The following is a 25951-nucleotide window of genomic DNA, read 5'->3' on the forward strand; positions in this document are numbered from 1 at the left end:
TGCCTGAAAAAAATTCCCTCTCTTGGAGACCTTTCCGATGACGCTGTCGAAGTTCACGCGCCGGCTCGCCGCCGGCGTCGCCTTGTCCGTAATCGCGGCGGCCGCGCACGCGCAACTGAAGGTCGGCATCGACCTGTCGAGCACCGGCCCCGCCGCCGCGATCGGCATCACGAGCAAGAACGCGATGCTCATGTGGCCGAAGACCATCGCCGGGCAGAGCGCGGAGTACATCATTCTCGACGACGGCTCGGACCCCGGCGCGGCCGTGCGCAACATCCGCAAGCTCATCAGCGAGGACCATGTCGACGTGATCGTCGGGCCGAACATCACGCCGGCCGCGCTTGCCGCGCTCGATCCCGTCGCCGAATCCGAAACGCCGATGATCACGCTGATCGGCTCGGCTTCGGTCGTGGAGCCGCAGGAAGGCAAGAAGGTGTGGGCGTTCAAGATGGCGCAGACCGATCGCGCGATGGCCGACGTGATGACGCGCTACATGGCCAATCACGGCGTGAAGACGGTCGGTTTCATCGGTTTCGCCGACAGCTACGGCGATAGCTGGCTCAACGAGTTCACCAAGTTCGCCGATCTGCGTCATATCAGGATTGTCGCGAGCGAGCGCTTCAACCGGACCGATGCGAGCGTCACCGGCCAGATTCTCAAGCTGATGGCCGCGAAGCCGGACGCGGTGCTGATCGCGGGCGCGGGCACGCCGACGGTGCTGCCGCAACGCACGCTCGTCGAGCGCGGCTACAAGGGCGCGATCTATCAGACGCACGGCATCGCGACGCCCGAGTTCATCAAGCTCGGCGGCAAGGACGTCGAAGGCACGCTGTTCCCGACGCAGCCGGTGGTCGTCGCCCGGACGCTGCCGGCGGATCATCCGTCGAAAAAGGCGGCGCTCGCGTTCGTGAACGCCTACGAGGACAAGTACGGCAAGGGCTCGGTCACGCAATTCGCCGGCGATGCGGCGGGCGTCTATCCACGTCTGCAGGATGCGGTGACGCGTGCGCTCAAGGCGGGCAAGCCGGGCACGAAAGAGTTTCGCGTGGCGCTGCGCTCGGAACTGGAGCACGCGCATGAGCTCGTCGTGCCGAACGGCGTCGTGAATACGAGCGCGACGGATCACGTCGGACTGGATCAGCGCGCGAGCGTGATGGGCGTGATCAGGAACGGCGCGTTCACGTATCTTTCCCAGTAATTGTCGAGGCTGCCGTTGCTGCTTGCCGGCGGCGGCGTTTTCGGTCATAATCGCCGACTCGATTAGTTCGTTGCCGCGGTTTATTCCGGTGCGAGCCGATTCAGGCCCAGGTGGTGAAATTGGTAGACGCAGGGGACTCAAAATCCCCCGCCGCAAGGCGTGCCGGTTCGATTCCGGCCCTGGGCACCAGAATTTTGCAAAAGCCGCTCCATCGTGAGCGGCTTTTTTGCGTTTGGGGCGAGCGGATTCGGCGCTTTTTTGTACGCCCGGTCACGCAGCTCTACATTTCGCTCGCCCGGCGAAAACATGTAGTAGACCAAAACGCCGCGGCAACCTGCGCCTCTGTCGCCCGCGCAAACATTTGCGCGAAATATCGTCGGCATTTCTTCCCGCGTCCCGATTCGCGAATGTGCGCAATCGCGTAGACGCGTTTCACCGCGCGCCGCAAAAATGGCTGCATCGGCATTCGGAAACCCGGTGCGTGGGGCATCACGGGGATGCTCGCTCGCGCAGCACCCGCATTTCGGGTTGCTTAGGACTATCTCGATGTCGTGACCCGCTCGCGCGATGCGTCGAGCCATAACTCGAAGAAGGGTACGACATGAATCGACCTGAATACTCGCTGTCGCTCGACTCCGTCATCTGCAAGCGCTGCAACGCCGTCTCGCCAGCCGAGGAAGACACCTGCCCGTCCTGCGGCGCCGATCGTCAGGGCGCGATTTTCACGAGCCGCGCGGAACCGAGCGCGCCCGTGCCGGTGCCCGCGCAACTCGACATCCTCGATTGGGACGACAGCCACTGGCTGCAACGCTTCGTGCGCCGGAAGATGCTGACGTCGTATCCGAATTTCATCGAACCCGGCGAGGCGCAGGAGCAGCGGCGCAAGTCGGCACAGACGACCATCGCCGTGCTGATCGGCGGCGTAGTGGCGAGTATCGCGGTCGGCGCGTATTTCTATGCGCGTCTGGACGACAACGCGCCGCCGGTGAGCGACGACCCGGGCATCAGCGTCGCCGGATCTGTTCGCGACCGCGCATCCGCTGCGCCGGGCGCCGATGCTGCGCGGCATGCGTCGTTGATGCGGCCCAAAGTGGAATCGGCGAATGCGCAGGCCGTTGCGCCCGCATCGGCGACGGCGATCGCGAAGGCGAATCACGCGCGCGAAGAACACGTTGCCGCGCCGGTCGCACCGCGCGTCGAACCTCGCGTAGAGCCTCGCGTCGCCGCACCAGCGGCACACGTCGCGGCGAACTCGCCGTTGTCCAACGCCGCGTCATCGGTCAAACCGGCGACGCCGGCAACACCAACGGCACACGTCGCGGCGAATCCGCCGTCGTCCAACACCGCGTCATCGACCGCTATCGCCACGATGAGCGCTTCGGTCGCGGCCGCCGCGCCGTCGGTCAAACCCGCGACACCAACGGCACACGTCGCGGCGAACCCGCCGTCGTCCGACACCGCGTCATCGACCGCTATCGCCACGGCAAAGCCGACTGCCGCGCCGTCGATCAAACCGGCAACACCAACGGCACACGTCATGGCGAATCCGCCGTCGTCCAACACCGCGTCATCGACCGCCGTCACCACGGCAAAGCCGGCTGCCGCGCCGTCGATCAGACCGGCGACACTGCCAACCGCATCGGCACAGCAACCGGAACCCCGTGTGAGCACGACGCTGGCCGCGGCCGCTCCGGTCGCGGCAAAGCCGTCGACACAGACGCCCGCGCCCGTCGCGACGATCGCCTCCGTGGAAAAACCCGCCGCACATCCAGCGCCGCCGGCTCCGGAACCGCTTCCCCCGGCCGTGGCGCGAAGCATCGCGTCGATGCAACAAGCGCTCGCTGCCCGCGATCTGACGAGCGCGCGCCGTCACATGCGCGGCCTCTATGCGAGCGAGCCGCGCAGTCCGGAAATCCAGCAGCTCGCGGGCGAATTGTCGCGTCAGGAGCGTGCGCGCGACGGCGCAATGGCCACCGCCCGCGCCTGCGCCGCGAACATGGATCCGGCGTGCGCGCTGCGCAATGCGCGCCGCGCGGTGGCGCTCGACCCGCGCAACGGACAGACGCAGGCGACCCTGCGTCGTGCGCTCGCCGTGCAGAACGAGAGCAACACCGAATACTTCCGGCAAGCCAGCGGCATACCAAAGCCGATCGTCCCGACGATGACCTTCGACGGCCGCTGGACCGCCGGCTCGCGGCACCCCGCGATGTCGGGCGACGACGACGATTCGCGCTACACGCTCTTCGGCCTCGGCGTGCCGGCGGTATCGAAAGGACGGGGCGACGCGCACTGACACACATCGAAACAAACACCGGTTTGCGAACGGAATAAGCCACGAGGCGCATCCGTTTAGAGGTGACGAACGAACTGACGGCGCACCGCTGCCGAAGGAGTCACCATCATGCAAACCGGATTGTGGAGCCGCTTCGTCGTCTGCGCCGCGGCGCTCGTGACATTGACGGGCCTTGTATCGTGCGGCGGCTCGGACGACAACATGCCCGCGCCGACGCGCTTCAAGATGTCGATCGTCGTATCCGACGGCGCCGTGCCCGCGCCGCACACGGACCCGAACCTGAAGAACGGCTGGGGCGTCGCGTTCAATCCGAACGGCTTCGTGTGGGTCGCCAACAACGGCACGCAGACGGCCACGCTCTACGACGGCAACGGCGTCGTTCAATCGCTCGTCGTCTCGATTCCCGCGACCGCGGCCGGTCCGGCCAATCCCACCGGAATCGTCTTCAACAAAGGACCGGATCTCACGCTCGCGCGCAACGGCAAGTCGGGCGTCGCCGCGTTCATCTTCGCGGGCGAAGGCGGCTCGATCACCGCGTGGGCGCCCGCCGTCGACATGACGCACGCGTTCACCGCCGTCGATTCGAGCGCGTCCGGCGCCATCTACAAGGGACTCGCGATCGCCACCACGGCGGCGGGCGGGCATCGCCTGTACGCGACCGACTTCCACAACAACAGAATCGACGTCTTCGACGGCACGTTCACGAAGATCGTCACGCCCGGCAGCTTCACGGACACGCAGATTCCGGCAGGCTTCGCGCCCTTCGGCATTCAGGCGATCGGCTCGAAGATCTTCGTCACCTACGCGAAGCAGGACAGCGACGCCGAGGACGACGTGCCGGGCGCGGGCCAGGGCTTCGTCGACGTGTTCGACATCGACGGCAACCTGATGCAGCGCTTCGCGGCGAACGGCGCGCTGAATGCGCCGTGGGGCATTGCGCAGGCGCCCGGCAACTTCGGCACGTTCAGCAACGACATTCTCGTCGGCAATTTCGGCGACGGCACGATCAACGCGTTCGATCCGAATACCGGCGCGTTCGTCGGCCAATTGGCCAATACGGACGGCACGCCGCTCGTGCAGCGCGGCTTGTGGGGCATCGCGTTCGGCAACAACTTGAACGCGCAGCCCTCCAACACGCTCTTCTTCGCCGCCGGCCCGAACTTCGAAGCCGACGGCGCGTACGGCCGCATCGACATGCAATGAAGCGCGCAACGCGTTTCCCTGGGCGATGACGCCGGCCCCGGACGCCCCTTCGTCCGGATGCGCATCGCCACGCTCGGCGCCGCCCGCGGTTCGGGCGGCGCTCTTTTTGTCTGCGCGCCGCGCGCACGGACCGAAAGCGCCGCTTGCTAGAATGCGCGCTTCAACTCCGCTCATCCGATGGACCTCGAAACCCTCCTCTTCTCCCAAGGCTTCGGGTCGCGCCGCCAGTGCCGCGGTATCGTCGCCGAAGGCCGCGTGCGCATCGCGGGCGTCGTGCATGACGATCCGCGCGCCGATGTATCCGTCGCGGCCGGTCTCGAATTCGAAGTCGACGATCATCTCTGGCCGTATCGCGAAAAGGCGTACATCGCGCTGAACAAACCGGCGGGCTACGAATGCTCGCGCGATCCGCAGCATCATCTGAGCGTGTTTCATCTGCTGCCGCCGCAGTTCGTCGAACGCGGCGTGCAGTCGGTCGGGCGGCTCGATCAGGACACCACCGGCCTGCTTCTTCTCTCCGACGACGGCGCGTTCGTTCACGCGTTCACGTCGCCCAAACGGAAGGTGCCGAAGGTCTATCTCGCGACCGTGCGTCATCCGCTGGACGATCAACAGCTCGCGAAGCTGCGCGAAGGCGTGCTGCTGCACGGCGAGTCGAAGCCGAGCGCCGCGCTCGCGGCCGTTCGGCGCGACGACCATCTGCTCGAACTCACCGTGCTCGAAGGCAAATATCATCAGGTGAAACGCATGGTCGCGGCCGCCGGGAACCGCGTGGAGAAGCTGCATCGCGAGCGGGTCGGCGGTTTTGCCTTGCCCGGCACGCTTGCCGAAGGCGCATGGCGCTGGCTCGAAGAAACCGATCTCGCCGCGTTGCGCCGGGAGTCGTAGGCGCGGGCGCGCGGGCCGTCGCCGCCACCATCGACACATTCAGCATGCAAATCGGTAGAAGCCCTCAGTGACGCCCGCTGCGGCGCAGCATGCCTTCCGCCCTCCGCACTCTTATACTGGTCTTACGGATACCAAAAATGACTATCAAAAAAGCAGGAGGGCATCATGGTCTCCCATTCGGCCGTCGCGCTGATCGCGTTCGTCGCGCTGGGCGCTGTCCTCATCGGGGTGCTGGGCATCGTCATGCACGTGCGGCACAAGTATTCGCCGAATCTCATCGGCGCATTGATCGGCGCGCTGATGTGCTTCGTCCTGCTCGAAACGATTCCGGCGCTGATCTAGCGCCGCGTGGCTGTGCGCAGAAAATCGTCGACGGTCGGATGGCGCAGCACGTAACGCAATTCGCGCTTCAGGCGCGCGTTGGCGATGCGCCGCGATTCGCGCATGAACGAAAGCGTGACCGGTTCGAGGCGCGCTTCGGCTTCGCGCCGCGAAATGCGCGGTGCGCGCGGCAAACCGTACGCATCGGCCACGCGGTCGAAGTAATCCGCCATGCGCAAGTCCGTGTCGTCTGACGCGTTGATGACGCGCTGCGCCCGTCCGCGCGCGAGGGCGCGCAGAAGAATCGCGGCGAGGTCGTCGGCGTGGATGTGATTCGTAAAGACGTCGTCGGATTCGATCAGCGCGGGCATGCCCTTTTCGATACGCGCAACCGGCAGGCGATTCGCCGCGTAAATGCCCGGAATCCGCGCGATCGACACGCGCCAGCCGCTTCGCGCCCCCGCCGCCCGCAATTGCCGCTCCGCCGACACGCGCCGCCGCGCGCGCTCGTTCTCCGGCCGCGCGGGACGCGTTTCGTCGATCCACGCGCCGGCGCAGTCGCCATAGACGCCGGTCGTGCTCGCGTAGACGAAGCGCGTGCCCGGTCCGGTCTGCCGCTTCGTGGCCGCGCGAAGGCCGTCGGGTACAATGAAAGATGTTTTTCCGGCGCGATCCGCATGCAGCCAGTGCGTCTTCGGGCCGCGTGCCACCGCGCGGCGCGGGCGGCGCAACGCGGCGATCAGCGCGCGCGTTCGGCGATCCGAATCGCCGTCACGCTGCGGCGGCGCGAGATGCAGCACGTCGCGCGCGAGGCCCGCGAGCCTGCCGAGACTGCGGCGCAGATCGAGGTCGCCGGAAATCGGCGTCGCGCCGGCTGCGCGCAACTCGCCCGCGCGCTCCGGATGATGCGTGAGCGCGATGACGCGAGGCGCGGCGGCCCGCGCACGCAGCAGCGGCAGCGCGCGCATGCCGACATCGCCGCACCCGACGATGAGCACACGCGCGCGGCGAAGGTTTCGAGTGGCGATCATCCGGGCATTCTATCCGTCGCCCGAAACCGGCGTGCGGCGTCGAAAAAGACGAACGAGACAACTCTACACATCGCAGAAATCGATCTATGGCTTTCAACGTAACGCTCCGGCAAAGCGGCCGGCAGTTTCAGGTAGAACCCGACGAACCCATTCTCACCGCCGCGCTGCGCCAGGGCATCGGCCTGCCGTACGGTTGCAAGAACGGCGCGTGCGGCTCCTGCAAGGGCGCCGTCGTGAGCGGTGAAGTCGAGCAGGCGCCGCATTCGTCGTCGGCATTGTCGAACGACGAAAAAACCCGCGGCCTGGCCCTCTTCTGCTGCGCGACCGCGCAGACCGACCTCGAAATCGACGTGCGCGAAGTCGCGGGCGTCGGCGACGTGCAGGTGAAAAAGCTGCCCTGCCGCGTGAATGCGCTCGACCGCAAGGCCGACGACGTCATCGAACTGAAGTTGCAACTGCCCGCCAACGAGCGTCTGCAGTATTACGCCGGCCAGTACATCGAATTCATCCTGAAGGACGGCAAGCGCCGCAGCTATTCGATGGCGAGCCCGCCGCATCACGAAGGCCCGCTCGAACTGCATATCCGTCATATGCCGGGCGGCACGTTCACGGATCACGTGTTCGGCGCGATGAAGGAGCGCGACATCCTGCGCTTCGAAGGCCCGCTCGGCACGTTCTTCCTGCGCGACGAATCCGAGAAACCGATCGTGCTGCTCGCGTCGGGCACGGGTTTCGCGCCGATCAAGGCGATCATCGAGCATGCGGTGTTCAAGAACCTGAACCGGCCGATGACGCTCTACTGGGGCGGCCGCCGCAAGAAAGATCTCTACATGATGGATCTCGCCGCGCAATGGGCGAAGGACATCCCGAACTTCACGTTCGTGCCGGTGCTCTCCGAGCCCGACGCGAACGACAACTGGACGGGCCGCACGGGCTTCGTTCATCGCGCTGTCATCGAAGATCTGCCAGACTTGAGCGGCTATCAGGTGTATGCGTGCGGCGCGCCCGTGATGGTGGAATCGGCGCAGCGCGATTTCACGCAGCATCATCGCCTGCCGGAGGACGAGTTCTATGCGGATTCGTTCACGAGCGCGGCGGATCTGGCGCACCCCGTGTGATGTTGCACGTAACCGGCGCGCGGACAAAAAATCCGCGTGCACGGTTTACAGGCAGCAACCGCTTAACGTATCCTTCGCGAATGATCAGAATCCTGAACGCACTTCGACGTCGCCGCTCGCCGCTTCCCTAGGGATGCCGCTGGCTCGTCATGCATTTGCGCTCACGGTTCGGTCTTGCCGAAACGTACGAAATGAAGCCACGGACATTCCGTGGCTTTTGTTTTTTTCGCACCACTTCCTCTTTTGCCTTCGTGGAGCCCGCTGTCATGAATTTCAATGAGTACCCCGTTGATTCGCTGATGTACATCACGAACCGCCCCGAGATCGTGTTCACGCATGGCAAGGGTTCATGGCTCTACGACAACACGGGCAAGCGCTATCTCGACTTCATCCAGGGCTGGGCCGTCAACTCGCTCGGCCATTGCAACGAAGGCATGATCGAGGCGATGGAAAAGCAGGCGCGCACGCTGATCAATCCGTCACCGGCGTTCTACAACGCGCCGATGGCGCAACTCGCCGATCTCCTCACCGCGAATAGCTGTTTCGACAAGGTGTTTTTCGCCAACAGCGGCGCCGAAGCGAACGAAGGCGCGATCAAGCTCGCGCGCAAGTGGGGCAGGAAGTTCAAGAACGGCGCGTTCGAGATCATCACGTTCGATCACAGCTTCCACGGCCGCACGATCGCGACGATGTCCGCGAGCGGCAAGGCCGGCTGGGACACGATCTACGCGCCGCAGGTGCCGGGCTTTCCGAAGGCCGATCTGAACGATATCGCGTCGGTCGAGAAGCTCATCAACGAGAAGACCGTCGGCGTGATGCTGGAGCCGATCCAGGGCGAAGGCGGCGTGATTCCCGCGACGCGCGAGTTCATGCAGCAACTGCGCGAACTGACGAAGAAGCACAACATTTTGCTGATCGTCGATGAAGTGCAAAGCGGTTGCGGCCGCGCGGGGACGTTGTTCGCGTATGAACTGTCGGGCGTCGAGCCGGACATCATGACGCTCGGCAAGGGCATCGGCGGCGGCGTGCCGCTGGCGGCGCTGCTGTCGAAGGCCGATGTCGCGTGCTTCGATGCGGGCGACCAGGGCGGCACCTACAACGGCAATCCGCTGATGACGGCGGTCGGTTACTCGGTGATTTCGCAACTCGTGGCGCCGGGCTTCCTCGAAGGCGTGCGCGAGACGGGCGAGTATCTGAAGCAGGAATTGCTGAAGCTGTCGGACGAACGCGGCTTCAAGGGCGAACGCGGCGAAGGCCTCTTGCGCGCGCTGCTGCTCGACAGCGACAAGGGTCCGCAGATCGTCGAAAAGGCGCGGCTGATGCAACCCGACGGCTTGCTGCTCAACGCCGCGCGTCCGAACCTGCTGCGCTTCATGCCCGCGCTCAACGTGACGAAGGACGAGATCGACCAGATGATGACGATGCTGCGTTCGGTGCTCGATTCGCTGTGATCATCCGCACGTTCGATGCAGGCGATCGCGATGCCGTGATCGCCCTGTGGCGCGATGTCTTTCCGGAGTACGCGGATGTATCGCGGCCGCAGCGCGATCCTTCGTTGTCGATCGAGAACAAGACGAAGACGCAGCCGGAGTTGTTCTTCGTCGGCGCGCTCGACGGCAACGTGATCGGCACGGTGATGGCCGGTTATGACGGTCATCGCGGCTGGGTGTATTCGCTGGCCGTGACGCCGTCGCTTCGTGGACGCGGTTATGGCAGCGCGTTGATGATCCACGCGGAAACCGTGCTGACGAAGCTCGGCTGCCCGAAGGTGAATCTGCAGATTCTGTCGGTGAAGACGGAGTTGCGCGGGTTTTATGAAAGGCTCGGGTATCGGATGGATGAAGTCGTGAGCCTCGGCAAGCGGCTTTGAACAGCGTTTCGATTGAGTCGCCTCGTGGTTCTTCGTTTCTTGATCGATTCAACTTAGGGAGCGCCGGGTTCTTTTGGGTGGTTCGGAGTTCGCCGGATCCCGTTTTCTTTTTGGTTTATTGGCGTTGCCCCTGTGCGGGGCGGCAGTCACTTTCTTTGCTGCTGCAAAGAAAGTAACCAAAGAAAGCAGCTTTTCACCGCCCGCGGTCACACGCACGTTGGCCATGCTTGCCAGCCGCAAGTGGCCCTCGCCTAAGTGTCGCCCTCAAAGGCCCAATCGGGCTTGGCTCGTACACGGTCCGACGAGCTAGACGTTTTAGCGCGCTGGTTCAGCACGAAAGAGCATCGGCACAGCGCTTCGCGCTGCCGCTGGGTATGCGAGGGAAACCATCGAAGAAGAAGCGCACGCGAACCCGATTGACCCATCGGCCGCGTAGCGGGTCGGAGCTATATGGTGCTGAACCAGTTTCTTGTGTGGTGCGACGTGTCAGACCGTGCGCGAGCCAAGCCCTTATCTGCTTGCGACGGCACTCGCTATCGCCGGGCCATTAGGCCAATCGCCTGTGCCGCGGCCGGTGTGAAGTGTTTAGGCTGGGGATAGCTGTTTCTTTGGTTACTTTCTTTGCAGCAGCAAAGAAAGTGACCCCCGCCCCGGGGAGGGGCAACGCTAATAGACCACCACGAAACCGGGATCCGGCGAAAATCCAGCGCGTGTCAGGCAATTCCGCAACAAAAATTCCTGACACGCTCCGGCGAGAACGCGCCTGTTCAAACAACCGCCCCTACTCGCCCAGATAAGCCGCCCGCACCTTCGGATCATCAAGCATGACCTTGGCGTCGCCGGACATCGTCACCGTGCCCGAATCCATCACATAGCCGCGATTCGCCGCCTGCAGCGCGAGCCGCGCGTTCTGCTCGACGAGCAGCACGGTCAGGCCTTCCTTAGAAATTTCCCGCACCACTTCGAAGATCTTCTCGACCATGATCGGCGAGAGACCCATCGACGGTTCGTCGAGCAACAGCAGCTTCGGACGCGACAGGAGCGCGCGCGCCATCGCGAGCATCTGCTGCTCGCCGCCCGACAGCGTGCCCGCATATTGCGACGCGCGTTCCTTCAGACGCGGAAAGAAGCCGAACATGCGCTCGGTGTCCTTCTGAATCTCGGCGGTATCGTTGCGCAGATACGCGCCCATCTGCATGTTCTCCAGAATCGACATGCGCGCGAAGATGCCGCGGCCTTCCGGCACCATCGCGAGGCCGCGCTTGAGCAGTTCGTGCGTCGGCACGCCCTTGATCGACTGGCCCATGTACTCGATATCGCCGCCCGAGTACGGCTTGAGACCGGTGATGGCCTTCATCGTCGTGGTCTTGCCCGCGCCGTTCGCGCCGATCAGCGTAACCAGTTCGCCCTGCCCGACTTCCAGATCGACACCCTTCACCGCCTGGATGCCGCCGTAGTTCACCTGCAGACCCTTGACCTTCAACATTGCGCTTGGCGTCGCCATTAGTGCACCCCCGCACCCAGATATGCCTCGATCACCTTCGGGTCCTTCTGCACGTCCTGCGGCAGACCTTCGGCGATCACCTTGCCGTAATCGAGCACCGTCATGCGGTTGCACAATCCCATCACGAGTTTCACGTCGTGTTCGATCAACAGAATCGTCTTGCCGTCCGAGCGGATCTTGTCGAGCAGACGCGTCAATTCGACCTTTTCCGTCGCGTTCATGCCGGCGGCGGGTTCGTCGAGCGCGAGCAGTTTCGGATCGGTCGCGAGCGCGCGCGCGATTTCCAGGCGCCGCTGGTGACCGTACGACAGATTGCGCGACGTGTAATCCGCGTATTGCAGCACGCCGACGTATTCGAGCAGTTCCAGCGCGCGCTCCTTGATTTCGCGCTCTTCACGGCGCTCGGCGGGCGTCTGGAACACCGCGCCGATCAGCCCGTGCTTCGTGCGCACGTGACGGCCGACCATCACGTTTTCCAGCGCGGTCATGCCGCCGAACAGACGAATGTTCTGGAACGTGCGCGCAATGCCCGCCTTCGCCACCTGATACACCGCCGTCGGCGTATAGGCCTGACCGTCGAGCTTGAATTCGCCCGAATCCGGCGTGTAAAGACCGGTGATCACGTTGAAGAACGTCGTCTTGCCCGCGCCGTTCGGGCCGATCAGGCCGTAAATCGTGCCCTCTTCGATCTGGAGTCCCACATCCGACAAAGCCTGCAAGCCGCCGAAGCGCTTGTTGACGCCCTTGACGGAAAGTCGTGTTTGCTTTTCGCTCATGTTCTGAATCTCCGCCTTATGCGCGCACCGGCTTCTTGCCGCTGCGCTTCGCGATCTTCGCGATCTTGTCTTCGTGTTTCGCGGCCGGCCACAGACCTTCCGAGCGATACAGCATGATCAGCACCATCGCCAGGCCGTACAGCAACTGACGGATGACTTCGGTATCGACGATCTGATGGCCGAAGATGGCGTTTTGCAGCGGACCCATCGTCGAGCGCAGGAATTCGGGGAACACGGCGAGCAGCACCGCGCCGAGAATCACGCCCGGAATATGGCCCATGCCGCCGAGCACCACGCACGCCAGCACGACGATCGACTCCCAGAACGTGAACGATTCCGGCGACACGAAGCCCTGGAACGCGCCGAACATCGCGCCCGACAGACCGCCGAACGACGCGCCCATCGCGAACGCGAGCAGCTTCACGTTACGGGTGTTGATGCCCATCGCCTTCGCGGCGATTTCGTCTTCGCGGATCGCGGCCCATGCGCGGCCGATGCGCGAATGCTGCAGACGCGTACACACCCAGATCACGAACAGCGCGCACAGCACGAACAGGTAGTAGTACATGTACACGGACGGGAACTTCATGCCGAAGAACTCGTGCGTCTGCGACAGGTTGAAGCCCGCCACCGTCACCGGATCGATGCCCGTGATGCCCTTCGGACCGTTGGTGATGTTCACCGGACGATCGAGGTTGTTCATGAAGATCCGGACGATTTCCCCGAAGCCCAAGGTCACGATCGCGAGATAGTCGCCGCGCAGACGCAGCGTCGGTGCGCCGAGCAGCACGCCGAAGGTCGCCGCGAGCGCCATCGCGATCGGCACGATGATGAGGAACGGCACATGCAGTCCGCCGGGCGCGAGCTGCGCGATCCATTCGAACTGCGTGGTCAGTTGCGGCGACGACAGCAGCGCGGCGACGTAAGCGCCCACTGCATAGAACGCGATGTAGCCCAAATCGAGCAGGCCGGCGAAGCCGACCACGACGTTGAGGCCGAGCGCGAGCATCACGTAGAGCATCGCGAAGTCGAGCACCCGGACCCAGTAGTTGCCGCCTGCCGCACCGATGACCATCGGCGCGGCAATCACGAAGATCGCGGTGATGACGCCGACGACCAGCGTCTTCGTCATGTTCTTCTCGGGGATGAGCGTCGTGGACGGCTCGATAGGTTGAATCGAAGTCATTTTTATGAGCTCCTCACACGGTCTTTAAGCGCGGTCCGCGACACGTTCGCCGAGCAGACCCGACGGACGGAACACGAGCACGATGATCAGCACGATGAAAGCGAACACGTCCTGGTAGTTGGAACCGAAGACGCCGCCCGTCAGGTTGCCGATATAACCGGCGCCCAACTGTTCGATGAGGCCGAGGAGCACGCCGCCGACCATCGCGCCGCCGAGGTTGCCGATACCGCCGAGCACCGCCGCCGTGAACGCTTTCAGGCCCGGAATGAAGCCCATGTAGAAGTGCGCGTTGCCGTATTCCGACGCGATCATCACGCCCGCCAAGGCAGCCAACGCCGAGCCGATCATGAAGGTCGCAGAAATCACGAAGTTCGGGTTCACGCCCATGAGCGACGCGACGCCGGGGTTCTCGGCGATGGCGCGCATCGCGCGGCCGAGCTTGGTCTTGTGCACGAGAAGGAGCAGTCCGGCCATCACGAGGAACGCGACGACGATGATCACGATTTCCGTCATCGAGATCACGGCGCCCGGACGGGTTTCGTCGGCGGCGATCACGTTGATCGGATCGGTCGGCAGGAGCTGCGGGAACGCCAGCGGATTGCGGCCCCAGATCATCATCGCGATGGTCTGCAAGAGGATCGACACGCCGATCGCGGTGATCAGCGGCGCGAGACGCGGCGCTTTGCGCAGCGGCCGGTACGCGACTTTTTCGATCGTGTAGCCGACGAGCGCGCAGACGACCGCGGCGATCACGAGCGCGATCGTCAGCATGATCGGCCCGGGCAAGCCCGGCGCGTGATTCTGCATGACGCCGATGGCCGAGAGCGCAACCATCGCGCCCACCATCAGCACGTCGCCGTGCGCGAAGTTGATGATGCCGAGAATGCCGTACACCATCGTATAGCCCAGTGCGATGATGGCGTAGACGCTGCCAAGCACCAGACCGTTGAGGATCTGCTGGATGAAAATATCCATTTAAAGCTCCTTAGCCCCGTGCGATTCGATATCGCCTTTATCACCGGCCGATAAACCGGTGTGAAGCGAAATCTGAAGCGGCACTGCGCGTACTTTTAAAAAACCGGTAAGGGTTGAGCGCCGATCGTCCGCCCGCCGCCGGATGAGGCTGCAAGCGTTTCACGGACGGATACGAAAACGGCGCCGCCGGATAGCTGGCACCGCCAGACTGCCTACTGCTTGACGACGTCGAGTACGTCCTTCTTCTTGTCCTTGAAGTCGTACAGCGTGATGGTCCCCGCCTTCAGGTCGCCCTTGTCGTCGAATGCGATATGCCCCGTCAGACCGTTGTAGTCGGTCGTGGCAAGCGCAGCGAGGACTTTGGGCGCTTCGATGGAGTTCGCACGCTTCATTGCATCGACGATCACGTACATCGCGTCATACGTGAACGGCGCGTAAATCTGCACCGGCGCGTGGAAGCGCGCTTCGTACTTCTTCTCGAAGTCCGCTCCCTTGTCCATCTTCGAAAGCGCGAGTCCCGCCTCCGAGCAGATGATGTTTTGCACGGCGTCGCCTGCGAGTTCGGCCACCTTGTCGGTGCAGACGCCGTCGCCCGCGAGGATCTTCGCCTTGATGCCGAGCGCCGCCGCTTCCTTCGCGAACGGGCCGCCCGTCACGTCCATGCCGCCGTACATCACGACGTCCGGCTGGATGCGCCTGATCTTCGTGAGAATCGCCTTGTAGTTGCGGGCCTTCTCGGTGGTCGCTTCGCGCGCGGCGATCTTCACGCCGCCGGCCTGCACGGATTTAACGAACTCGTCGGCCAGTCCCCGGCCGTAGGCGGTTGCATCGTCCACCACGACGACCTTCTTCGCATGCAGCGTCTTCATCGCGTAGCCGGCCAGCACGGGGCCTTGCAGCGCGTCGGTCGCCACGACGCGAAACGTCGTCTTGTAACCTTGCTTCGTGTACTCGGGGTTCGTTGTCGACGGCGAAATCTGGGCGATGCCCGCGTCGCTGTAGATCTTCGACGCCGGGATCGACACGCCCGAATTCATGTGACCGATCACCGCGACCACGTGGTCGTCGACCAGCTTCTGCGCGGCTTCGGTGCCGACGCGCGGATCGGCCGCATCGTCCTGACCGTCGAGCACGAGACGGATGGCATGTCCGTCGATCGTCAAACCCTGCGCGCTGATCTCCTCCAGTGCGAGGCGCGCGCCATTTTCATTGTCCTTGCCGAGGTGGGCCTGCAGGCCCGTCAGAGGCGCGACATGACCGATCTTCACGACAGTCGCTTCGGCCGCCGGCACGGAGGCGGGCGTAAACGCAGCCGCCACTGCGGCGGAACTCGTCGCCGACGCTGCCGTGCTCGCTCCGCCCTCGTCCTTCTTGCCGCATGCGGTTGCCATTGCAACCGCAGCCGCGATGGACACGGCGTGAGCAAACTTGAATCGCATCAAATAGGTCTCCTGCGCCTCTAAAAACAGTCGTCGTGAACCCTTCTGGCCTCAAGACGCGCGCATTGTAACGCTAAATATGAGACGAGCAATATTCTTGCGTGGCGGGGTTTTCCAGCATTGCAACCACCATTTTCCGGCGATTTTCCCGCAAAAGCGCAACCGGGTTGCGATTCGATTTTGTGCAGTAGTTGCACCATAACGAAAACAGGTTTAATCGGCCGGATTGCGAGGGTTACGTTTGCTTATCGGATTTACGGGGAAACCCTTAAGGAATTTAGAAGAAAATGCCCAACTCGACGCGCGCCCCAGAACGGTGCTCACGCTTGGTTCCGTCACTCGCGCCAAGGTTCCTTTCTTACTTCAGAGCCGCCTTTTCGCGGCGAAAAAAAAGCGCCCGGAGGCGCTTTTTTGTACGGGCTTGCCGATTTACTGCGGCAGCGACAGCCCGCGCGGCAACGGAAACGAAATCGTCTCCTCGATGCCTTCGAGCGAACGCACGTTGCGCACGCCGAGTTCGCGCAGACGCGCGATCACGGCCTGAGCCAGCACTTCCGGCGCCGACGCGCCCGCCGTCACGCCGATGCGCTTCTTGCCCTCGACCCAGCGCGGATCGATCTGCGTCGGCGAATCCACCATATATGAGGGAATGCCGCGCTTCTCGGCGACTTCGCGCAGGCGGCTCGAGTTCGAGCTGTTCGGGCTGCCGACGACGATCACGACATCGCATTGCGGCGCGAGAAACTTCACCGCGTCCTGGCGGTTCTGCGTCGCATAGCAGATGTCCTGCTTCTTCGGTTCCTTGATCTCGGGAAACTTGCTCTTGAGCGCGTCGATGATCGCGGAGGCATCGTCGACGGAGAGCGTCGTCTGCGTGACATAAGCAATGCGCCGCGGGTCGGGCAGATCGAGCTTCAAGACGTCCTCGATATCCTCGACGAGATGCATGCCCTCGCCCGACTGGCCCATCGTGCCCTCGACTTCCGGATGACCCTTGTGGCCGATCATCACGATGTCGAAGCCTTCCTGACGCATCTTCGCGACTTCGATGTGCACCTTCGTCACGAGCGGGCAGGTTGCGTCGAACACGCGCAGGCCGCGCGCCTCGGCTTCGCCGCGCACCGCTTTCGAGACGCCGTGCGCGCTGAAGATCAACGTCGCGCCTTCGGGCACGTCGGACAGTTCTTCGATGAAGATCGCGCCTTTCTTGCGCAAATCCGCGACGACATAGGCGTTGTGGACGATCTCGTGACGCACGTAAATAGGGGCGCCGAAGAGCTTGATCGCGCGCTCGACGATTTCGATGGCGCGATCGACGCCCGCGCAAAACCCGCGCGGCTGCGCGAGCAGGATTTCGACGTCGGTCTGAACTTCGTTGAGGCTTTCAATCATGGTTACAGAATTCCGATGATTTTCACTTCGAAGACGAGCGCCTGGCCCGCGAGCGGGTGGTTGAAGTCGAACAGCGCCGCGGTCTCGCCGACTTCCTTCAGCACGCCCGCATAGCGCCCGCCGCCCGGTGCGTTGAATTCGACGAGATCGCCGGGAGAAAAATCCTCGCCGATCATGCTGTTTTCGCGCAGCGTCGCGAGCGACACCCACTGGATGAGCTCCGGATTGCGCGGCCCGAAGGCCTGATCGGGCGTTAGCTGAAAGGTCGAATGGTGGCCGACCTTCAAGCCCAGCAAAATCTCTTCCAACGGTTCCGCGAGCTGGCCTGCGCCGAGCAGGAGCGTCGCGGGCTTGTCCGCGAACGTGTTGACGATGTCGGCACCCTCGGAGAGCGCGAGCCGGTAGTGAAGCGTGACGTGCGAACCGGGTTTCACCTCGGAGATATCGATGATGCTCATGAGTATTGGATGTGGCCGTTCGTTTGAAGGCAGGGCGCGGGCCCGGCATGGGGCGGCTTTTCGGCGCGAGGCGGCGAAGCGCGCGGCGCCGGTGCGAACCGGACGCCAAAACCGCTATTGTAAGACAGAGTTGCGCCGCGACGCGTCACGCGGCCGTGTCCTGCGTGCGCTGGCCCGCGCGACAAGACGTCCCGGAGGTCCGCGATGAGCGCCGATCTGCGGCTCGTTACGCCGCCCGCCTCGCCCGACGAAAACATCGCTGCGATCGCGCCCTTCATGTCGATCCGCAAATGGGCGCGTGCCGACCGTCCGCGCGAGCGCCTGCTCGATACCGGCCCCGCGTCGTTGTCGGACGCGGAACTGTTCGCATTGTTCCTGCGCACCGGTGTCTCTGGCGTGACAGCCGTCGATGTTGCGCGACAACTCCTGCGGCGCTTCGGATCGCTGCGCGGCGTGCTCGACGCGTCGGCTCCGGAGTTGCGCGAGCAACGTGGCATCGGGCCGGCGCGCGCGGCGACGCTGCTCGCCGTGTCCGAACTGTGCCGGCGCGCGCTGGCGGAGAAGGCGCGCGATCGCGAACTGCTGAACACGCCGGGCACCGTCGAGGATTATCTGCGGCTCTTGATCGGAACGCGGCCGTACGAGGTATTCATCTGCCTGTATCTCGACGCGCGCCATCAGTTGCTGCACGCCGAGGAGTCCGCGCGCGGCTCGCTCACGCGCGTCGCGGTGTATCCGCGTGAAATCGTTCGCCGTGCGCTCACGCTCAATGCGGCGGGGCTCATCGTCGCGCATAATCATCCGTCGGGCGGCGTCGATCCGAGCGCGAACGACCGGCGCCTGACCAAGACGCTGCAGGACGCCCTGACGCTCATCGACGTGCGGCTGCTCGATCACATCGTCGTGGCGGCGAACGAGGTGTTCTCGTTCGCGCGGCAAGGCTGGCTGTGATCGAAAGGGCCATAAATGGTTTGATATTGCAGCGTTTTTCCTGTTACAATCCGCGTTTGCTTTTCTCAACCCACCTGTTCTGAGTACGGTGTACCGCAGGGTAAACTGGGCGCAGTCCTCATTGGCATAACCGTGCTGCCAAGTCCCCGATCGGCAAATTGGGCGATAAGAGGCATCGAACTGAAAGCGGGTGCTTTCGTTTCGAGCGTTCGACTCAGACGTAACGTGTATTAGGAGTGTCCTCATGGCACGCGTATGCCAAGTAACTGGGAAAGGCCCGATGTCGGGCAACAACGTTTCCCACGCAAACAACAAGACCAAGCGTCGTTTCCTGCCGAACCTGCAGAACCGCCGTTTCTTCGTTGAAAGTGAAAATCGCTGGGTCCGTCTGCGCGTTTCGAACGCCGGCCTGCGCCTGATCGACAAGAACGGTATTGACGCCGTGCTCGCAGATTTGCGCGCACGCGGTGAAATCTAAGGAGCACGCAAATGGCCAAGGGCGCACGCGACAAGATCAAGCTGGAATCGACCGCAGGCACGGGTCACTTCTACACGACGACCAAGAACAAGCGCAACATGCCGGAAAAGATGGCGATCAAGAAGTTCGATCCCGTCGTCCGCAAGCACGTTGAGTACAAGGAAACCAAGATCAAGTAACCCCTTGATTTCGAGATTCCTGAACGAAGACAGCAAAAAGCCCCGCAACTGCGGGGCTTTTTGTTTTTCGGCGCGATGTTCACACGCTTTACACACGATCGTGCGGGGGTTTTCGCTGTCACCGAATGTTCACGCGGGTTATGCTTGCCGGCTATCGACAAGAACATGGACGGAGAGCGGGCAGCATGAATTTCGATGTAGCGATCGTAGGAAGCGGACTCGCGGGCCTGAGCGTCGCGCTGAATCTGGCTGAAACGCGACGTGTCGCGATCCTCGCGAAGCGCGCGGCGAGCGTCGGCGCGAGCGACTGGGCGCAGGGCGGCATCGCGGCTGTGCTGGATTCGGCCGACAGCGTCGACAATCACGTCGACGATACGCTCGTGGCCGGCGGCGGCCTGTGCGACGAAGCCGCGACGCGCTTCATTGTCGAAAACGGGCGCGCGGCGATCGAATGGCTCATCGACGAAGGCGTGCCGTTCACCCGCGATGTCTCGGCCGAGCTCGGCTTCCATCTGACGCGGGAAGGCGGACATAGCCATCGCCGGATCATCCACGCGGCAGACGCGACCGGCCACGCCGTCGTCACGACGCTCGCCGAACGCGTGCGCAACCATCCGAACATCACCGTTCTCGAAGATCACTACGCGATCGATCTGATCACGTCGGATCGGCTCGGGCTGCCCGGCCACCGCTGCCACGGACTCTACGCGCTCGATCTGAACACAGGCCGCACCGTGACCATTCAGGCGCCGCACACCGTCCTCGCGACGGGCGGCGCCGGCAAGGTTTATCTGTACACGACGAACCCCGACACCGCGACCGGCGACGGCATCGCGATGGCGTGGCGCGCGGGCTGCCGCGTCGCGAACATGGAGTTCATCCAGTTCCATCCGACGTGCCTTTTTCATCCCTACGCGAAGTCGTTCCTGATCTCCGAGGCGGTGCGCGGCGAAGGCGGCGTTCTGCGGCTGCCCGACGGCACGCGTTTCATGCCCGCGCACGACGAGCGCGCCGAACTCGCGCCGCGCGATATCGTCGCGCGGGCGATCGACTTCGAGATCAAGAAGCGCGGCATCGACTGCGTGTATCTCGACATCAGCCACCAGCCGCGCGCGTTTCTCGAAGAACACTTTCCGACGATCCTCGCGCGCTGCCGCGAATTCGGCATCGATATCTCGAAAGAGCCGATTCCGGTCGTTCCCGCCGCGCATTACACGTGCGGCGGCGTCGTCACCGATCTCGCGGGGCGCACGGATCGTCCGGGGCTATACGCGGTCGGCGAGACGTCGTACACGGGTCTGCACGGCGCGAACCGGCTCGCGAGCAATTCGCTGCTCGAATGCCTCGTGATCGGCCGCGCGGCGGCGCAGGCGATCGAAGCGGACGGATTCTCGAACGGCTGTCACGCCGAATTGCCCGACTGGGACGAAAGCCGCGTGTCCGATCCGGACGAGGAAGTCGTCGTCGCGCACAACTGGGATGAACTGCGGCGTCTGATGTGGAATTACGTGGGCATCGTGCGCACGGACAAGCGCCTCGCGCGCGCGCAGCATCGGCTCGCCCTGCTGCGCGACGAGATCCACGAGTACTACGCGAACTTCAAGGTGAGCCGCGATCTGCTGGAGTTGCGCAATCTCGTGGATGTGGCGTCGTTGATCGTGGAAAGCGCGTGTTCGCGGCGCGAGAGCCGCGGCCTGCACTACAGCCGCGACTGGCCCGAAACTTTGCCGAAAGCGCTGCCGACGGTGCTGACGCCGCCCGCCGCGCGCCGTACGAGTATTTAAAGCAGACGCATCGAGAAATCGGTCGCGCGCACATCTTTCGTGAGCGCGCCGATCGAGATGCGATCGACGCCGGTTTCCGCGATCGCGCGAACCGTGTCGAAGTTCACGCCGCCCGACACTTCGAGCAACGCGCGGCCCGCCGTCATGCGCACGGCGTCGCGCATCATGTCGAGCGTGAAGTTGTCGAGCAGGATCGATTCGGCCCGATGCGCCAGCGCCGTTTCGAGTTGCTCCAGCGTTTCCACTTCGATCTGAATCGGCACGCCCGCATGCAGTGCGAGCGCGGCATCCATCGCCGCGCCGACGCCGCCGGCCGCCGCGATGTGGTTTTCCTTGATCAGCACGCCGTCGTAGAGCGCGAGGCGCTGGTTCGCGCCGCCGCCTACGCGCACCGCGTACTTCTGCGCGAGCCGCAGGCCCGGCAGCGTCTTGCGCGTATCGAGGATGCGCGCGCGCGTGCCTTCGATCGCCTCGACGTAGCGGCGCGTCGCAGTCGCGACGCCCGAGAGCAATTGCAGGAAATTGAGGCCGTTGCGCTCTGCCGTCAGCAGCGAGCGCGCGGGGCCGGTGAGCAGCACGACAGGCGCGTTCGCCGCCATGCGATCGCCTTCGCGATACTGCCATTCGACTTCGATCGACGAATCGACGCGGCGCATCACTTCGTCGAACCACGGCACGCCGCACAAGACCGCTTCCTCCCGCACGATGATGCGCGCGGTGCGGCGTGCCTCGGCGGGCACGAGACGCCCGGTGACATCGCCGCTGCCGACATCTTCGTCGAGCGCGTCTTCGACATTGCGGGCGAGCGCGGCATCGAACGCCTGGCCGTATTGGGCGCGGACTTCTTCGAGCAATGACATCATGCCGCCCCTACGTTCGTGAACAACGACGCGTCTTTCGCCAGATCGCCGCTCGCCTGCACGCGCTTCTTGTGACGCGCGGCGAAGTCGAGCATGCGGTCGATCGGCACGCGCGCGCGCCGCCCGATGGCCGGATCGACGTGGATCTCGTTGTGACCGCGTTCCAGCACGTCGGCGAGATTTGCGAGGCCGTTCATCGCCATCCACGGACAATGCGCGCAGCTCTTGCAGGTTGCGCTGTTGCCGGCCGTCGGCGCTTCGATGAACGTCTTGCCCGGCGCGGCGAGCCGCATCTTGTGCAGGATGCCGAGATCCGTCGCGACGATGAAGCGCTGCGCGTCGAGCTTCACGGCGGCGTCGATCAGTTGCGTGGTCGAGCCGACGACATCCGCGAGCGCAACGACGCCTTCCGGCGATTCCGGATGCACGAGAATCTTCGCGTCGGGATATTGGTTGCGCAGCAGGTCGAGTTCGATGCCCTTGAACTCGTCGTGAACGAGACACGAGCCCTGCCACAACAGCATGTCCGCGCCGGTCTTCTTTTGGATGTAACCGCCGAGGTGACGGTCCGGCGCCCACAGGATTTTTTCGCCGCGCGCATGGAGATCGGCGACGATTTCGAGCCCGATCGACGACGTCACCATCCAGTCCGCGCGCGCCTTCACGGCCGCGCTCGTGTTCGCATACACGACGACGGTGCGGTCCGGATGCGCGTCGCAGAAAGCGGAGAATTCGTCGGCGGGGCAGCCGAGATCGAGCGAACAGGTTGCGTCGAGATCGGGCATGAGCACGCGCTTGTCGGGGCTCAGAATCTTCGCGGTCTCGCCCATGAAGCGCACGCCCGCGACGACCAGCGTTTTCGCCGCATGATCGCGGCCGAAACGCGCCATTTCCAGCGAATCGGCGACGCAGCCGCCGGTTTCGTCGGCGAGTTCCTGCAGTTCGGCGTCGACATAATAATGTGCGACCAGAACCGCCTCTTCCCGCCGCAGCAGCGCGCGGATGCGCTCTTTCAACTCGCGCCTCCGTTCGGCCGAAGGTGCGTCCGGCACCCGCGCCCACGCTGCACCCACTCCACACGTCAGGCCTTGCGGCCGGTCGTACTCGACGCTCCTGATCGCTTCCATGTCTCCTGTCCCCGCTTGCAACTCAAGCAAAACGAAATGCGAAATCGGCCGCCAAAAAACAAAGACCCCGCCAGAGCGGGGTCTTGTGACGTTCTTAAATTTTAACGGATATCGCGCGTCAGGCGTAGCGGCGCAGACGCAGCGCGAAATCCTGCAGCGCCTTGATGCCGCTTTCTTCCGCGCGATGGCACCAGTCCTGCAATTGCGTGACCAGTTGCTCGCGCGATGCGTTGGAGCGGTCCCACATCGCCGACAGATCCTTGCGCAATTCGATGAACGTGCGCAATTTCTGGTTATCCGACGTCAGTTCCGGCAGTTGCTTGAGCTGCGGCTCGTTCAGGCCGTCCTCTTCCTTATGGAACCACGTGCGCGCGCCGCGCATCAGTTGATACTTCTCGCGTGCGCCGGCTTCCTTCAGCTTCGCCATTTCCTGCGCGTAGGCGCGCTTGAGCGCCTTGCCGTAACGCGCCATCACTTCGTAGCGGTTCGACAGCACGGCCTGCAACGTGTCCTGATCGACAACTGCCTTGCTCGCCGCGAGCTTCGGCGTCGGCGCGATTTTCTTCACCTTCGCGAGGCCGACCATGGACATCAGGCGGATATACAGCCAGCCGATGTCGAACTCGTACCACTTGCTCGACAACTTCGCGGAGGTCGCGAACGTGTGGTGATTGTTATGCAGTTCTTCGCCGCCGATCAGAATGCCGAGCGGGAAGATGTTCGTCGACGCATCCGCCGAGTTGAAGTTGCGATAACCCCAGAAGTGCGCGAGACCGTTGACGACGCCAGCCGCCCAGAACGGAATCCAGATCATCTGCACGGCCCACACCGACAGACCGACGATGCCGAACAGCGCCACGTCGATGACCATCATGACGCTGATGCCGAGAATCGGGTAGCGCGTGTAGACGTTGCGTTCCATCCAGTCGTTCGGCGTGCCGTGACTGAACTTGCGCATCGTTTCTTCGTTTTTCGCTTCCGAGCGATAAAGTTCCGCGCCTTCGAGCAGCACCTTCCAGATGCCGCGCGTCTGCGGGCTGTGCGGATCTTCTTCGGTTTCGCATTTCGCGTGGTGCTTGCGGTGAATCGCAGCCCACTGGCCGGTCAGCATGCCCGTGGTCATCCACAGCCAGAACCGGAAGAAGTGGCTCGCCACGGGATGCAGGTCCAGCGCGCGGTGCGCCTGGCAACGGTGCAGATAAATCGTGACGCCGGCGATCGTGACGTGAGTCATCGCGAGCGTGAACAGCAGAATCTGCCACCAGGAAAAGTCGAGCAATCCGTTGGCGAGAAATTCGAGGGAAGAATTCAGCAAGGCGGTTTACCTGTGTAGCTGTGAAATTCGGGAAAAATGGCCAGTCGAAACTGACTTCGAGCAACTTGTTGTGCACATGAAAGGATCATGCGCAGGTTCGATCGCATTCTACTGCATGCGTTCCAAGTCTTTGTCCTAAAGGTAAAATTTTTTGAATCGTACCAAAACAAGGGAAAACTCACGCCCCGAATTGATGTTGATTCTCTAGCCAAATCGAAGGATCGAGTCCTTCGATCAGCAATCAGGCAACCGATGCGGCGCCCGCTTCGCCGTGATCGGCATTTAATACCGATTTGCCGTTCATCAGGCCGGCGTCGACAATCCTTATCTCGCGCTGGGCGTAGGGGATTTCAATACCATGCTCGCAGAATAACCGCCAAACCGCGCGGTTGACATGCGACTTTACGCCGCCCGTCCCTTTCGCGGCCTCCTCGATCCAGAAACTCAGTTCCAGATTGATGCCGTCCGCGCCGAAACTCGCGAGCAGCGCGGCGGGCGCCGGGTCCTGCAGCACGCGTTCCACGCCTTGCGTCGCTTCGACGAGCAATTGCATCGCGCGCTCGACGTCGCTGCGGTAACTCACCTGCACCGCGATCCTCGCGTTGCCGCGCGTTAGAAACGACGAGTGGTTCTGCACGACATCGGTGATGAGTTTCTCGTTCGGAATCAGCGTTTCGATGCCGTCGAGCCCGCGCACGACCGTGTAACGCGTGCGAATCTGCGTGACCGTGCCCTGATTTCCGCTGACGTTGATCATGTCGCCGAGCCGCAACGAGCGGTCCAGCAGAATGATGAAGCCCGACACGTAGTTGCTCGCGATCTTTTGCAGGCCGAAGCCGAGCCCGACGCCGAGCGCGCCGCCGAACACGCCGAGCACCGTGATATCGATGCCGACGATCGACAGGCTCACCAGAATCGCGGCGAGGATCATCAGCGCCCGGCCGACGCGCGCGAGCACCACTTTGAGATTCGCGTCGAGCGTGCGGGCGCGCATCAGGCGGTCGTCGAGCAGCGCGCCTGCCCACATCGCGACGATCAGCGTCACGCACACCCACAGCATGCCCGAGGCGAGCGAGAGCAGCGTCATGTGCGCATTCGCGAAATTGAAGCGCACGCTCGCCATCCAGTGCACGACGTCGTCCTGAATGCCCATGACGGTGAGCACCATCGCGATCCAGACGATCACCGTCACGAGTTTCTCGAACAGATAAAGCAGCGCGTTCGCCTCGTGCTCCGCTTCCCCGTGGCTGAACACGCGCCGCGCGACATAAAACATCGTGTAGATGACGGTGATGCCGCACAGCGGCACCAGCGACAGGCGCAGAAACGCCGTGTGGATGAACGGCGCCAGCATGACCTGCGCGATCGACACGAACACCGTGCCGAGCAACGGAAACAGCGCCTTATTGAGACTTTCCGCGCCGAAGCGCACGGCTTCGAAGCGCGACTGGCGGCGCGCGTCGAGCTTCTTGCGAAGCAGACGCGCGCACCACCAGGCCACCAGGAGCAGGCCGAGCAGAACCGCCACCTGCCAGATCACTTCCGGCTCGCCGAAATCGCGGGAAAGCCGCGCGGTGAGTTCGCTCAGGAAGTGGTTCTGCATTG

General features: G+C 63.4%; 24 protein-coding genes and 1 tRNA gene. 13 read left to right on the forward strand and 12 right to left on the reverse strand.

The genetic code is table 11. From position 1 onward, the window contains the following. Positions 1-37 precede the first annotated feature (37 nt). The 6 genes from NOV72_RS26730 to NOV72_RS32455 all read left to right on the forward strand — a co-directional run bounded on the left by NOV72_RS26730 (position 38) and on the right by NOV72_RS32455 (position 5924). Positions 38-1198, forward strand: coding sequence for an ABC transporter substrate-binding protein (locus tag NOV72_RS26730; RefSeq protein ID WP_106857546.1), 1161 nt, complete (start codon positions 38-40; stop codon positions 1196-1198). Between the two features lie 104 nt (positions 1199-1302). Next, a tRNA-Leu gene (locus NOV72_RS26735) sits at positions 1303-1387 on the forward strand. Positions 1388-1799: 412 nt separating this feature from the next. Beyond that, the gene (locus NOV72_RS26740) at positions 1800-3491 is read left to right on the forward strand and encodes a hypothetical protein (protein WP_106857547.1); all 1692 of its coding nucleotides are present in this window, start codon (positions 1800-1802) and stop codon (positions 3489-3491) included. Between the two features lie 108 nt (positions 3492-3599). After that, the gene (locus NOV72_RS26745; RefSeq protein WP_106857548.1) at positions 3600-4694 is read left to right on the forward strand and encodes a TIGR03118 family protein; all 1095 of its coding nucleotides are present in this window, start codon (positions 3600-3602) and stop codon (positions 4692-4694) included. 177 nt (positions 4695-4871) lie between these two features. After that, complete coding sequence (locus tag NOV72_RS26750; RefSeq protein WP_106857549.1) at positions 4872-5582, forward strand: pseudouridine synthase; 711 nt, start codon at positions 4872-4874, stop codon at positions 5580-5582. A gap of 165 nt (positions 5583-5747) precedes the next feature. Continuing rightward, entirely contained in the window at positions 5748-5924 is a 177-nt protein-coding gene (locus tag NOV72_RS32455) for a hypothetical protein (protein ID WP_181291161.1), read from the forward strand. On the opposite strand, the gene NOV72_RS26755 is transcribed toward NOV72_RS32455, so the two are convergent. Beyond that, complete coding sequence (locus NOV72_RS26755; RefSeq protein ID WP_106857550.1) at positions 5921-6934, reverse strand: NAD-dependent epimerase/dehydratase family protein; 1014 nt, start codon at positions 6932-6934, stop codon at positions 5921-5923. The two genes, NOV72_RS32455 and NOV72_RS26755, sit on opposite strands and share 4 nt — an antisense overlap. Positions 6935-7020: 86 nt before the next feature. Here NOV72_RS26755 and NOV72_RS26760 point away from each other — a divergent pair, with 86 nt between their 5' ends. The 3 genes from NOV72_RS26760 to NOV72_RS26770 all read left to right on the forward strand — a co-directional run bounded on the left by NOV72_RS26760 (position 7021) and on the right by NOV72_RS26770 (position 9922). Next, positions 7021-8052 (forward strand): CDP-6-deoxy-delta-3,4-glucoseen reductase, encoded by a 1032-nt coding sequence (locus tag NOV72_RS26760; RefSeq protein ID WP_106857551.1) that lies wholly within the window; start codon positions 7021-7023, stop codon positions 8050-8052. Positions 8053-8318: 266 nt separating this feature from the next. Continuing rightward, on the forward strand, positions 8319-9503 hold the full coding sequence (locus NOV72_RS26765; protein WP_106857552.1) for an acetylornithine transaminase: 1185 nt from the start codon (positions 8319-8321) through the stop codon (positions 9501-9503). Further along, on the forward strand, positions 9500-9922 hold the full coding sequence (locus NOV72_RS26770; RefSeq protein ID WP_106857553.1) for a GNAT family acetyltransferase: 423 nt from the start codon (positions 9500-9502) through the stop codon (positions 9920-9922). Before NOV72_RS26765 ends, NOV72_RS26770 begins: the two co-directional genes overlap by 4 nt. 781 nt (positions 9923-10703) lie before the next feature. Here NOV72_RS26770 and NOV72_RS26785 read toward each other — a convergent pair. The 7 genes from NOV72_RS26785 to NOV72_RS26815 all read right to left on the reverse strand — a co-directional run bounded on the left by NOV72_RS26785 (position 10704) and on the right by NOV72_RS26815 (position 17652). After that, on the reverse strand, positions 10704-11408 hold the full coding sequence (locus NOV72_RS26785; RefSeq protein ID WP_106857603.1) for an ABC transporter ATP-binding protein: 705 nt from the start codon (positions 11406-11408) through the stop codon (positions 10704-10706). A gap of 17 nt (positions 11409-11425) precedes the next feature. Then, positions 11426-12202, reverse strand: coding sequence for an ABC transporter ATP-binding protein (locus tag NOV72_RS26790; protein ID WP_035497906.1), 777 nt, complete (start codon positions 12200-12202; stop codon positions 11426-11428). Positions 12203-12218: 16 nt separating this feature from the next. Further along, complete coding sequence (locus NOV72_RS26795) at positions 12219-13388, reverse strand: ABC transporter permease subunit (RefSeq protein WP_106857556.1); 1170 nt, start codon at positions 13386-13388, stop codon at positions 12219-12221. A gap of 24 nt (positions 13389-13412) precedes the next feature. Next, on the reverse strand, positions 13413-14363 hold the full coding sequence (locus NOV72_RS26800) for a branched-chain amino acid ABC transporter permease (RefSeq protein ID WP_106857557.1): 951 nt from the start codon (positions 14361-14363) through the stop codon (positions 13413-13415). Between the two features lie 212 nt (positions 14364-14575). Then, positions 14576-15802, reverse strand: coding sequence for a branched-chain amino acid ABC transporter substrate-binding protein (locus NOV72_RS26805; RefSeq protein ID WP_106857558.1), 1227 nt, complete (start codon positions 15800-15802; stop codon positions 14576-14578). 429 nt (positions 15803-16231) lie between these two features. After that, complete coding sequence (gene ispH / locus NOV72_RS26810) at positions 16232-17194, reverse strand: 4-hydroxy-3-methylbut-2-enyl diphosphate reductase (RefSeq protein ID WP_106857559.1); 963 nt, start codon at positions 17192-17194, stop codon at positions 16232-16234. Between the two features lie 2 nt (positions 17195-17196). Then, positions 17197-17652, reverse strand: coding sequence for an FKBP-type peptidyl-prolyl cis-trans isomerase (locus NOV72_RS26815; protein ID WP_106857560.1), 456 nt, complete (start codon positions 17650-17652; stop codon positions 17197-17199). A 204-nt stretch (positions 17653-17856) separates the two neighbouring features. Between NOV72_RS26815 and radC the strand changes: the two genes are divergently transcribed. From radC to nadB, 4 genes are all read left to right on the forward strand, one after another. Beyond that, positions 17857-18603, forward strand: coding sequence for a RadC family protein (gene radC, locus NOV72_RS26820; protein WP_106857561.1), 747 nt, complete (start codon positions 17857-17859; stop codon positions 18601-18603). A gap of 244 nt (positions 18604-18847) precedes the next feature. Then, positions 18848-19081 (forward strand): 50S ribosomal protein L28, encoded by a 234-nt coding sequence (gene rpmB / locus NOV72_RS26825; protein WP_008351171.1) that lies wholly within the window; start codon positions 18848-18850, stop codon positions 19079-19081. An 11-nt stretch (positions 19082-19092) separates the two neighbouring features. After that, positions 19093-19260, forward strand: coding sequence for a 50S ribosomal protein L33 (gene rpmG / locus NOV72_RS26830; protein ID WP_006478046.1), 168 nt, complete (start codon positions 19093-19095; stop codon positions 19258-19260). 185 nt (positions 19261-19445) lie between these two features. After that, positions 19446-21044, forward strand: coding sequence for an L-aspartate oxidase (gene nadB / locus NOV72_RS26835; RefSeq protein ID WP_106857562.1), 1599 nt, complete (start codon positions 19446-19448; stop codon positions 21042-21044). On the opposite strand, the gene nadC is transcribed toward nadB, so the two are convergent. The 4 genes from nadC to NOV72_RS26855 all read right to left on the reverse strand — a co-directional run bounded on the left by nadC (position 21041) and on the right by NOV72_RS26855 (position 25949). Further along, positions 21041-21907, reverse strand: a complete 867-nt coding sequence (gene nadC, locus NOV72_RS26840) for a carboxylating nicotinate-nucleotide diphosphorylase (RefSeq protein WP_106857563.1) — start codon at positions 21905-21907, stop codon at positions 21041-21043. The genes nadB and nadC overlap by 4 nt on opposite strands. Next, positions 21904-23031 (reverse strand): quinolinate synthase NadA, encoded by a 1128-nt coding sequence (gene nadA / locus NOV72_RS26845; protein WP_106857564.1) that lies wholly within the window; start codon positions 23029-23031, stop codon positions 21904-21906. Before nadA ends, nadC begins: the two co-directional genes overlap by 4 nt. Positions 23032-23149: 118 nt before the next feature. Beyond that, the gene (locus NOV72_RS26850) at positions 23150-24346 is read right to left on the reverse strand and encodes a DesA family fatty acid desaturase (RefSeq protein ID WP_106857565.1); all 1197 of its coding nucleotides are present in this window, start codon (positions 24344-24346) and stop codon (positions 23150-23152) included. Between the two features lie 241 nt (positions 24347-24587). After that, complete coding sequence (locus NOV72_RS26855) at positions 24588-25949, reverse strand: mechanosensitive ion channel family protein (RefSeq protein ID WP_106857566.1); 1362 nt, start codon at positions 25947-25949, stop codon at positions 24588-24590. Between the last annotated feature and the right edge of the window lie 2 nt (positions 25950-25951).

It is taken from the genome of Caballeronia novacaledonica (assembly GCF_900258035.1).
GTDB classification, from domain to species: domain Bacteria; phylum Pseudomonadota; class Gammaproteobacteria; order Burkholderiales; family Burkholderiaceae; genus Caballeronia; species Caballeronia novacaledonica.